Source organism: Paraburkholderia sp. WC7.3g (assembly GCF_050436345.1).
Taxonomy (GTDB): domain Bacteria; phylum Pseudomonadota; class Gammaproteobacteria; order Burkholderiales; family Burkholderiaceae; genus Paraburkholderia; species Paraburkholderia podalyriae.
The window spans coordinates 104034-115685 of sequence record NZ_JBNDMA010000005.1 but is presented as its reverse complement, the minus strand read 5'-3'; the positions used below and the strand labels follow the sequence as shown (position 1 = coordinate 115685).

At 60.6% G+C, this 11652-nt stretch carries 4 protein-coding genes; 1 reads left to right on the top strand and 3 read right to left on the bottom strand.

Features of this window, described 5'->3' with window-relative positions:
• The coding region (locus tag OKW43_RS42500) for a transposase (protein ID WP_429454860.1) at nt 1-277 on the top strand (277 nt) is incomplete at its 5' end.
• 406 nt (nt 278-683) lie between these two features.
• Here the strand turns inward: OKW43_RS42500 and OKW43_RS42495 are convergent.
• The 3 genes from OKW43_RS42495 to OKW43_RS42485 form a co-directional block, all read right to left on the bottom strand.
• Nucleotides 684-2852, bottom strand: a complete 2169-nt coding sequence (locus OKW43_RS42495; protein WP_429454859.1) for an alkaline phosphatase family protein — start codon at nt 2850-2852, stop codon at nt 684-686.
• 24 nt (nt 2853-2876) lie between these two features.
• Entirely contained in the window at nt 2877-3335 is a 459-nt protein-coding gene (locus tag OKW43_RS42490) for a hypothetical protein (RefSeq protein ID WP_429454858.1), read from the bottom strand.
• 200 nt (nt 3336-3535) lie between these two features.
• Complete coding sequence (locus OKW43_RS42485) at nt 3536-11446, bottom strand: SpvB/TcaC N-terminal domain-containing protein (protein ID WP_429454857.1); 7911 nt, start codon at nt 11444-11446, stop codon at nt 3536-3538.
• Between the last annotated feature and the right edge of the window lie 206 nt (nt 11447-11652).

Here is an 11652-nt window from a genome sequence, read left to right as displayed (position 1 = left end):
ATTCCGCAAGATTGCTCGAAGCATCCATGAAGCTGCGCGTGACAAAACGAGACGTATTGCGAACACGCCTGAATACAACCAATCTTGTCGTGAGCGAAAGAAGGTGGAAATGCTCTTCGCCCATCTCAAACGTATCTTGAAACTGGACCGTCTGCGACTGCGCGGTCCAAGCGGTGCCCATGATGAGTTTCTGATGGCAGCAACTGCGCAAAATCTGCGAAGAATGGCCAAGCGGCTAGTGCCAGGAAGCAAGCAGATGAACCAGGCCGTCGCATGACGGGCAACGGGGATCGTTGCCTCGTTCAAGTTTGCCGCTTCGCCGATCACCACAACTCGAAAACGTGCCACGGACTCCAGCGCTTCGAGCCAAAACAAGACTTTTTCAACACAATCCCCCGGCAAACGGTCGCTTGGTTGACGACGGTGAACCGTGGTTCCCTGGCCTTATGGAAAGACTTCATATAAGAGGCAGGAAACAACAAGTGGCGCAGTCTTACCGCAATGCCCGCCTTCATTAGCTCGCGCTTCGCAAGCGTCAACGTTCAACGCGAGCGGGCCGATGGGCATCGCTGGACCAGTGAGAGCGTGCAAAAGTTGGGGAGTTCGTTGAGTTCCTGCTCCGTATAGATGTGCGGCGCCAGACGGGTTTGAGACGCCGCGTTCCGAAGAGCTGACTGCGCTGATCATTCGTCGGTGGCTCGTCGATCGGCACGGCCACGATACATACCGACCGGATCTGCGACCCATCGGCGCGTTTTAGGCAGCCAGAACAGGGAGAGGATTCCGGGCTTGCGCCTGCGCACCGCCGAGATCCGATTGCCGCGTGTCATAAGCGCCACCTTGTGGATGAAGAACTTTGCGGCTCCCTGCGTGCTGGCGGCCAGGTATTCCTTGCGTATCTGCCATCGATCGCGACCTCTCGCGTTCTTCAATGCCTTCAGCAGCGCGATCTCCTGAAAGCCCCGCAATGTCGGTCCGGTCGATTCTGTGTCCCGAGTCCAGTCGTAGCCGTCGCGACCGCCACCATGCCCCGAAGTCTGACCGAGGTCCGATCCCGAACCGGTCGCCGTCAGTCCGCTGCCGCCGGGTGACGTTGTTCCGGTAGCCGAATCATCGTCGCAGGTGAAGCCTGACACGGCCGGCTGCCCGATGTCGGTGCTCGCGTCCGTTCGCGGGGTCGCCCTCGTGAGAAGTTTCATCAGGTTCGAGGCCGCCCCGTCGCGCGCTGTCAGCGGCTTGAGCCCGAAGATCGCCTCCACCGTTGCCAGAAGTGAACTGTGGTCATAGGTCGTTCCGTCGACGATGTTCCTCTCGATGAAAGGAGAGACGACCACGGCGGGCACGCGCACGCCCAGACGGTCGAACGTGAAGTGATGGAAGACATTGTCCTCGTCGCTCACGCCATCGCCGGGCGCCGCCGTCGGTGGCGGCGCAACATGGTCATAGAAACCGCCGTGCTCGTCATAGGTGACAAGCAGCAGGCTTTCGTTCCAGTGTGGGGAGTTGCGGATCGTCTCGTAGACCGTCTTAATCAAACGTTCGCCGCGCGTGATGTCGTCAAGCGGATGTTGCGAATTGCCGCAGGTATAGTCCTCCGCGCTCGGGGGGAGGTCGTTGCCGTAGTTCGGCTCGATAAATGTATATGCGGCCGAGAAACCATCCTCGTTCACCGCTTCGACGAATTCATCGAAGTCGTGAATGCGCCCCTCTAGTTCATTGAGCGTCATGCCGCTGAGGGCGAGGGTCACGGGGAAGCTGTCGCCCGCGAAGACACGCCACTCGACGCACGCGTCGTCGAGCCGATCGAAGATCGTGCCGTTGTTGAAGGTGTAGCCGTCGAAAGCGATGTTGCCCGCCGAACTGAGACCCGATGGGCTGTCATCAAGACCGCCGGAGGATGCCGCGTGCATGAAGAACCGGTTCGGCCATGTCGGCCCTGGAAGTGAGGAAAACCATGCATCGCACAGCGCAAATTCCTTGGCCAGCGCGTTGAGAATCGGAACACGCTTGGGCGAATAGCACTTCATGATGTTCGGCGGGGTCTGCGGCGTGCCCTTGCTGGCCGCGTAATTCGCGATGAATCCGCTGTTGTCGATCTGCGGGTAGGCTCCGCCGTCTGGGTAGGTGGCGCCGGCACCGCACAGCGCGACGACAGTGTTGTCGAATTCATGCCCTGGGTCGACGTCGACCGGCTTGCTGAGTTTGAAGTCGGCCTCGGTGCCTGGCTGGATCGGAGTGCCATGGAAAACGTTGCTGCCGGCCGCTCCGTTGATCGCGCGCTGCTGTCCAGTGCCGATATCCGTGCCGACAATTCCTGAGAATCCGAGCATGTGATCGAAAGCTCGGTTCTCGAGCATCAACACAAAGACATGCTTGATGGCGCTGCGATCACGGCCTCGCTGACCGAACCAGCTTTTGAATTGACAACGTATGCCGTCCCATACAACGCAGACGAGCTTGGCAACCCAAGACCAGATAAGGCAAACGGCCTTGACGACATACACGAAGACTTGGCAGACTAGATTCGCAACCCAGTACCACCCCTTGCACACCCAGTTGGCCACCCAGTACCAACCTTGGCAAACCCAATTGGCCACCCAGTACCACGCTTGGCAGAGCCACCCGGCGATGCAGTTCCACGGGCTGTACCAGTGACACTCGTTCAGGTATCTCGACGCACAGTCGTTGTGGCCCTCATCGGCCCAAGATGAACACGCGGAACTGCCTTCGTCCGCCCAGTTGTTGCATTCCGAATAGCCATCGTCGCGCCACGACACGCAGCTTGCCGATACTTCGTCGGTCCACGCGTTGCAGGCAATATGTCCCTCGTCCACCCATTGACGGCAGGTCATTTCGTTTCCCTCCTGCAGTGCAAGTCACTTCGTATTGGTCATCCGGATGACGTTGCTACAACATCGCTTAAATCGAAGTCGCGCGATGGTCAGGCCAAGCAGCTTGGCAAGTCCCCCGAGCAGCATGGCGAGAAGGAGGCCCATGGCCGCTGCGCCCAAGTCACCCCATCGCGGCCCGCGTGCCGAGATCTGAAGCGTGAGTAAGGCGAGGACCGCCACGATGGCGACGAGTGCCGTGGCACCGCCTTCGGCACACCCGCAGGATTGAACATAGGCGCTGATGCGCTCTTGAAGTTTCTGGGCCTGGCACGGGTCCAACCCGTCGATGGCGATCTTGAGTCCCGTTCGCGGTAGTCTGCGAACTGCCCGCGAGTTGGCTCGCAAAGCCTTCACATCGGCTGACGTTCGCACAACAAGCGGTAATCGAGAGGTCAATGGCCCGCCGCTGAGATCGATCTTCAAGTCTTGTGTTGTCGAGTCCATGGTATTTCCTATCGTGGCCAACGATTGAGGTCGACGGGCGATCACACTTACACCACGTACATTGGTCATAGCCCTCCTTCGCGCCGCGATAAGACCGCAAATACGTGGTGCGAAGCATTGTCGTGCGACCAGCTAAGGTATCCGTGGTCTGTCCGGATTGTTGCCCGCTAATTGCGCAGCGACTTCGTGGGACGTTTTCATCAAAACTTGATCTCAAGCTGGAAGTACACCGTAAATCCCTGTTTAAGGCTTGGAGTTGGTGAAAACAGATCGGGCGGACCTGGTGGCGGGTTGTCGCCCAGCTTCTGTACGGCAGTCGACGGCGGAGATTGCACTATCGGCCTGCTGCCGGGAGGAACTGTAGACATGGGCGAGTGAGCCGGAGGTACATCGGGGCGAGCTTGCGGCGGAACTAATGTGAACCCGCCGGTGATCTTGACCGTGTCGCTCAATTTGAGGGAAGGCTTTACACCGCTCACGAGCGGGACGTCGGTTGTGTCCTTCGTCGCGGCGGCACCCGTTATCGCACCGCCGGCAATCGCCACACCGGCCACGACGCCTGCTGCCACATCGCCGCCCGTAGCGTGCCGATAGTCACGCTCGAGTTGGCCGGTGGCTGCGGTCTGTAGGGCATCGAGCGGACGCTTGACGTAAGGGTTGTCCGCGATATCGCCGAAGTCGGCCTTACGCTGCGTCTGCCCTACTTCATATCGCCAACGCGAGGGCGCTCCGACTTCATTCTGATCCCGCGGATCGACGCTATTGCTTTTCGTTAAACTCGGATCGGCCAGCACGGGCCCTCTTGGACCTAGCGGCTTTGCGTCGCTTGGTAGATCGGAAAACGGTGGCACGTACTGGACCGGATCCGGCGCGCTGGGTTTCTTGGCCTGCCAGCGAACAACCTCACGCTGCTCTGGACTCAGCTCACTGACGTCGGACTTCGATAGCGGCAAACCTAAGGTCTGTTGCGATGATTCGCCCGCCCGCAGGCCCTTCTGCATCTGCGCGCTAACCGACTCGCTAACCCGATCGCGCAAGGGACGAAACTGATGAAGTTCGATATTCCCGGGATTGTTCGGGGACGCCTGGGTGCCAAGGGCATCGATGAACCTGACGGGATTGCTCCGCCCGTAGGCGTAGCAGTTCGTCCCATCCGCGATACCGGCGGGGTCACAACTTGTCCACCTCCCCAACCACACCGCGCAATATCGCGCCCCGTGATAGTAGAGCCCGCTCTCCTCATCCCGCTCCTTCCCCGTATAGCGATACCGCTTCGCCGCTGCTTTAACACGTTTATCTACCGCCTGATACGCGGTACTGCCATATGGGAAATACTCCTCGTATGAAATAACATTCGCCTGATCGTCCAGCTCCAGAGTCGCCGAGCCCAAGTGGTTACCGAATTGATAGCGAATGAGTTGTGCCGGTGAATGGTCGCTCGGGTTGGTAACAGTCTTGGTTTCGGCCAGCGCGACTCGCTGCTTGTTGTCCATGGCATGCAGCGTCTCACGTTCCAGTGTCACGGTCGTGCCGGCGCTGTTGTACTCGCGATAGACCTCGAAGCCACCGAGATAAATGCGCTCGCACTTGCGTGAACCGTTTTGCCGCTCCGTGAGCTTGCGCACACGCTGCCCGGCAGCGTCATACACGTAGTAGGTCGTCTCCGGCACCATGTCGGGCGGCGGCGAGACATTGACGACCTGACGTGAAGTTGCGCTTAACTCGTCCTTGAAATCCCACCGCATCATGCTTAGATGCGGCATGGCCGTCATATTGCCGTGGGCATCGTAGGCGTAGGGTTTCTCGGTCGTCGCGCCTATAGCAGTATTGCTTAGCTGGTTGCTCATCTTCTCTGCTTCGATCAGGCCGGCTTCCGCATATGTGTAGTCGCGTTTCCACAGGACCAGACCGAACTGCCCACTGGTGCCAGGCAGGCTTCCCTCGTGATGCAGGAGGTGGAGAAAATTGCCCACCTCATCGTACTGGTACTCCTCGCAGTAGCTGCGAATCGCCGCTGGATTGCCAGGCCAGGATTGATTGACGCGTGGCGCGTCGTCGAATGTTGAGGGTTCCGGGATGTTGGTCTGCTGGAAGAACTCGCGACCGTCGGCGGCAATCAGCCGATAGATCGGGTCGTAGAGATAGTCGTTCTCCGGCGTTGCGATACCACCATTGAAATAGATGGTCTGCTGAGCGTCGTCCCGAATGTGGGTGATGTTGCCGACCGGATCGTACACATAGCTCAGGTCCTGGAAGACCTGCCCGGTCTTAGCCGTCGTCGTGAGCCGGATCAGCCGGAACGTATCGCGGTCGTAGGCATAGCTCGTCGAGGCTCCATTGCCGAGGTCGATACGTTCGCGTTGCCCCTTCGCGTTGTAGTCGATGTTGGCGACTGCGTGAACGCTCGCGCTCTGCGGATCGAGCAACGAGGTCGACTCCTCTGATTGCATCAGCCACACGTCGATTCGCTCGAGCAGATTCGCCTCATTGTAGCCGGGGCGGGTGACGTTGAACCGGGTGCCCGGCTGGTCGCTGTGCGGGGCCACTTGCTGAATGACACGGTTGAGTGCGTCGAACACCGAACTGCTGCGAAAGATCTCTCCCGGCCGGCTCCAGTCGGGCATGCGCTTGTAGTCCGGAAGCAGTTCGCGCGAGCTGCGCAGCAGGTTACCCTTGAAGTCGTAGGCCTCGCTGGTGACGATGCCCGCCGCATCGTACTGCCTGAAGGTGCGTGTGCGCAGATTCAGTTGCAGGTCGTTTGGCTGGCCTTCGCCGTACTCGGTCTTCTCGAACAGCACTTCCGTGTTCAGTGTGCGCGGATCGGAGTCTGCGGTCGTCCCGAGGACGTAGTGATGCAGTGACCGGCGCAGCACATCATATTCGATCCGATAGTTGTGACCGCGGCTGTCCCAGCCCCGTATCGGTTTGCCGGAGATGTCGTTCAGCATCCAGCGCTCGCCGGCTTCCATGCTCGTCTGGTGGATTCGGTGGCCAAGCATGTCGTAGTCGTAGCGCATGACGATGCGCCCAAGTACGTCGTTGCTCTGAATCACAGCATCGCGCACGGCACGCTGGTTGCCCTCGATATCCAGTTCGATGCGGGTCGGGTATTTCCGGGCCTTACCGCCGGCATCGATACCGTTGTCGACAACGGTGAACACCGTGCGGCCTAGTGTGTCGAGATAGGCTACGCTCGGTGTGCCGGCATGGGCCGCAGCGCGGTCGGCCGCATTCTTTTCATCCTGACCGAGCTGGCCGTTGCGGCGCCGGTCGTACCAGGTGGGCAGGTAGTCGCGTGCTGGCAACGTCTGAAAAAACGCGCCGACGTTGGCGTCGGTCTTCGGGTCAAGTTGAGTGACGGTGTCGTTGACGTCCCACGTCTGCTGCGACCACGGATCGAACACTATCTTTTCATAGGAGTGGTTGGGTTGCAGTGTCGCGACCGCGCGCCCCACGGGGTCGTAGAACAGAATCGGAGTGACGCCGGTATCGGTCATCTCCGGTTCCACTTCGTACAGGTGCGTGCTGCTGAAGAAGGGCTCGTATTGTTTGACCGGCTTGCCTTTGTTGTTGTAAACGGTGCGACCTTTACCGACCCAGCGAGGGTTCGCGGTGTCCAACACGGGCACGCCATTGTTGAGCGTCAATGAGCCGGGGCTGACATCGCCGCTCGGCAGCAGTACATTCGCTGCACGGATCGGTGCGTCACCGGGCTCGGCTTGAAACTTCGATTGCAGTTCCCGTCCGAAGCCGTCGGAATACGCGAAGCTGATCTGAATCTGCAAGCCTCGCGGTGGCAATAGATCACTCACATGGGTTTCGCGTACCAGGGCGGCGGCGAAAGGGGGTTCGCCGCTGCGGCGGAAGCGATCGAGGTCGTAGACAAAACGGCTGGTGGTGCTTTTGAGAAACGACGCCTTGAGGTCTGCGGGGCGCGCGACAAAGCCCTGCAGCTGGGCAAGGGCGGGGTCGGCATCGAAGTCCCCAAAATCGTCGAGCGAATCGCCAAACGTCTCGCTGCTTTTCCCGCGAACCGCCGTGGCGACCGGCAAGCCGAACGCGTCGAAGGCGACGAAAGAGCGATTGCCATTGGGGTCGGTCAATTGCTTGGGTTGCAGCACGCGATAGTCATGCAGTGCCTCGACGGTGTTGTTGAGCGCGTCGCGGGCTTTGACGGGAAAGAGGTCGTCCGCATAATCGACGAAGCTGCTGGCCGCAAACGGATTACGGAAGCGACGGGGTAGGAAGAAGTGGCTGCTGGCTTCCACCAGCTCATCTGTGGCAGTGGCGGTCTCGGTCGGATGGAAGAACACGCGCCCGGAAGGAATCCACCAGCGGCCGTCACCATCGAGATCCACATAGCCGCCCCGGTCGGACTCATGCGTGGCATCCACTGGCAGGACGTCCCCAGGATTGGGCAGCAGATTTTCCGTGGTCAGGCCGATGTGCGGCCGCTGGTACACCGTGTTCAAAAGGCCGGGCGTGAATGCTAGCTTGTAGCTCTCGCCGGGCAGCGCAAGCGCCTCCAGCTCTTCCAGCGAAAGCAACCGCTCCAGATCATTGCTGCGATACCGGGTTCGCAGGTGTTCGACAGGTCGCCGGCAGAGCTTGCCCTGAGGTGCTCCGGTTGCGTTGAAATCTTCGTACGGCAGATCGATCGCGCCGTCGTGGGGCGCGGACAGGAGTTGCCGCACCGGATCAAACCGGAACAGGCTGGTGATTTCCAGCTGCGGTGGATATTCCGGCGCGATGGATCGATATGCGTCAGTAAAGTTGATCAGTTCGTAAGTTAGAGCCTCGGCCGGCAACGGGGTGCGATAGGCGTCGACGGCAAGGACTACGTTGGTAAAGCTGGCTTCGGTGAGCGTCACAAAGAGCTGCTTCTGCTTCTTCCGGTCGGCATCGGTCAGCACCGGATCGGGATCGTCGAAGCGGCGACCGTAGGCGATCGCCACCGACTGGCGCACGTTGCCGTAGTCATCCACGTCCAGGGTCATGGTGTGCGCGACACGGGGATCGGCCCGCCACCTGACGCCTGGGTTCTGAACGGCCGTTTTGTCGTCGACGATCTGCCCGTTCAGGATGGGAAACAGCTTGCGCTCGTAATGGAAGTCGATGGTCTCGTGCGCGTGCGTGAAGAAGACGGAATGCCGGTTCGCGCCGCGCGGCTGCACGGGTCTGATGGTGTAGTTGCGCTCGGCGACAGAATACGGCCGGTTGGATTCCTCCTCGCCATCGAGCGCATAGATCTCCTGCCGCAGGATCGCGCCCTTAAGCGACCGGATGGCTTCGCGTATTTCTGCGGCCGCAAGGTCGGACGGAAGTACGGTGTCGCCGAGCAGCATCGCCTCGCGCTGGGCCAGGCTGAGCTCGCGTCCAGGCTGGCCGGGGTCACCTTCGCGGTAATACTCGTCTTCGAGGTGTCGCGAGATGCGCGCGCCAGCGAGGTAGGCGCCGGTATGAAACCAGGTCGTGGTGAGTGTCGGCGGCACATTGAAGGCCGCATCGAAGTTGGTGCCGGGCGGGACCGCAGGCGATTGGCTGAGGACGCCAAACTCCTCGGTGTCCCTCTGGTCCACACGCGCGAACCCGCGGAATTCGCGCTCGATGCCATCGAAGTAACCATGGTGGTAGGCATAGAGCGTGACGAAACGGTTGCCGCTGATCAGATCGTTGGTCTCGACGCGCGTGACGACGTGCACCGGGAAAGGAAGACGGGTAACCCAGGGCGTTCCGGCCGCCTTGTCGGCAAGGTAGAACTGCGTCGAGGACGCGTATTCGACGCGGGTTTCGGCGCCGAGGTTGTTGCGCACCGACGTAAGCAGATGTGGCTTCACCCCGCTCATCAGATCCACATAACGCAACGGCCGCCGCGCGTCCCCGGGCAGCGGCGAAGACCACAACAGACAGGCAGTTCCCCGACCGAGAAAGTCGACGACAGAGACTGTCGTGAGATTGTCCGCACGCGGCACCCGGCTCAGCAGCCGGGCGTCGGACAGGCTGTTGCCGTGCTGGTTGAGATAGACACGGACGCCGTCGCGGCCGAGATAGACGATATCGGTCGGGCCCGAGCCATCGGTATCCGTCAGATGGACACGACGCTCATCGAAGGATTCGGCATCGTCGAACCACGGCACGTTGTCCATCGTGACCTTCGCGCCGAAATGGCCATAGCCCATGTTGGGCCAGTAGCAGACTTCGCTCTTCCGAATCCGCACCAGGTCGGACAGACCGTCACCGGACATATCCGCGAGATAGACGGACAGCGTGCCGTCGGCGAACACCAGGCGCGGCCCCTCTTTCTCGTCGAGTGCGAGGGGGACACGGACCGCTGGTCCGAATCCCTCCTCCGCGTAGGACTCATGCCAGGTGCAGAACACCTGATCCTCGGTAACGAGGATGTCGGCATGACCGTCGCCGGTCAGGTCCACGAAGCGCAAGTTGGGATCCTGCCAGTCAATATTCGGCAGACTGAGGAAAGTGCGGAATCGGTCCCAGCCCGCATCATCGGTGCGAGTAAAGAATCCTGGCGTCGGCAACCCGAAGTCGACCAGATCGAGATTGCCGTCTCCCGCGAGGTCAAGGAGCTGCTGGCGTCCGCGATTCAGCGAAGCCAGCGAGGGACGGGGCGACATGCATTCGACGGGTCCGAACCGCCCCTCGCCGAGGTTCGGTTTGTAAAACCAGGCGTCAGCCTGTTCGCTGAGCACACCGGAGATGCCCTCCCCGTCCAGGTCGACCCAGCGGTAGCTGCTGCTGTCGATGCCCGCCGGAAGGTTCTGCAGACTTTCAGCGTCAACTTCCTGCAGGGGCAACTGGTCGTAGATCGTCGGGTCGTCGAGCGGACTGACGGAATATCCCAATTCAAGCGGCGGCAAGGAACGCTTGAGATAGCGCGGTTCGGGCGCGGCAATCCGTTTGAAGCCAGACTGCAAGACCTGGGAAATGAAGGAGCCGTTGGCTCTTTCCTTATAGGCAAACTCGGTGGAGCGGACCAGGTAGTCGTCGACACCCCACTCGTCGGGAAAGTGATGGAACATCAGCACCCGCTGGCACAGGCGGTAGCTGCGTGTCTCAAAGCAGGATCGGTAGGTAGAGAACGGATCCGGGCGTGCGGGCCACTTGCGCCCGACAGGCGGTTTCAACGTGGTGGTCGCGAAAATCCGGCCATCCGCATCCGCCGGCATTTCCTGGTAGTGCCCCTCGCCGTAGTCGAACACCACCTCGAACATCCAGCCTGCGCTGCTGAAGTCCGGCGTTGGTACGTGGGGCTGACGGAAGCTCGGCTGCGCCGGGTCGATCTGCAGCGGTTGTCTGTTGCCGTAGCGGATGTACTTCAGATACCGGTTTGCCGAGCGCACGCGATTGCGCTCGTTGGTTTGGGAAAGATCGACGCTATCGTCGTTCTCGGCGACGTACTCGTAGACGATCGCGTTCCCCTTGTCGTCATAGCTCTGGCAGATCAACCAGCTAAAGACGTGACTTGGGTTCGCCGGATCGGCGATGCGCGATTCGGATGAGCTGCCATAAACCGTGAGGACGTTGTCCTTCGAGATCGAGCGCCAGTGCGTATCGCCATCGCTGAGGCGCATCCAGCGTTCGATGCGCGCGAATAGCCCCTCGATCCGGGGCCGGTAGCGCCTGACCATGTAACCAAGGCGTGGCTCTTCGTCGTCGACCAGATTGCCTTGTTGATCGCGAGTCCAGCTTCCATCGGGATTCTTCTTGAAGACCGGCACCAGGTCTTCGGCTCCGGAGAGGATGAAGACATCGGATTCTTCGGCATCGCGATACTGGGGCAGGCCCCTGTCGGTATTGCGCGTGATCGCCGGCGGGGACAGGCTCCAGCCGATGCCGAATGGGCCGTTACCGGCACCGGAGTCGTAGGACAGGCCCAACTGAGGGCCAAACCCGGAGCGTCCCGGTGAAGTGGCGATCGGCACGCTCAGGGAGCCGGTGCCGGTCACCGGATTGGCGGCGAACTTTTCGCCAATGCCGCGGATTGCACCACCGCCTTTGGGAAGTGAGATCGAGGGCGCGCTGAACTCGTTGCTCTGCTGCTGAGCGTTGCCGGCGTCGCTTGACTGCGAATGCGGGGCTTTGCTAAGCATCGCCGCTCCCAAGTGACCTACATGGCTGTGCTGGAGCAGAGACGCCTCGCTCACCACTGGAATCGCGCTTTGCTTTCCGATTGGCCATTGCCCCTCCTGCACCTGTTACCAAGCATGGAACCGGCGCAGAAAGATGGCCAGACGGCTAGCCGGCAAGCTATGGGGGCGGCTAGCAAAGGAAAAACGATTTCAATCAGATGACAGTC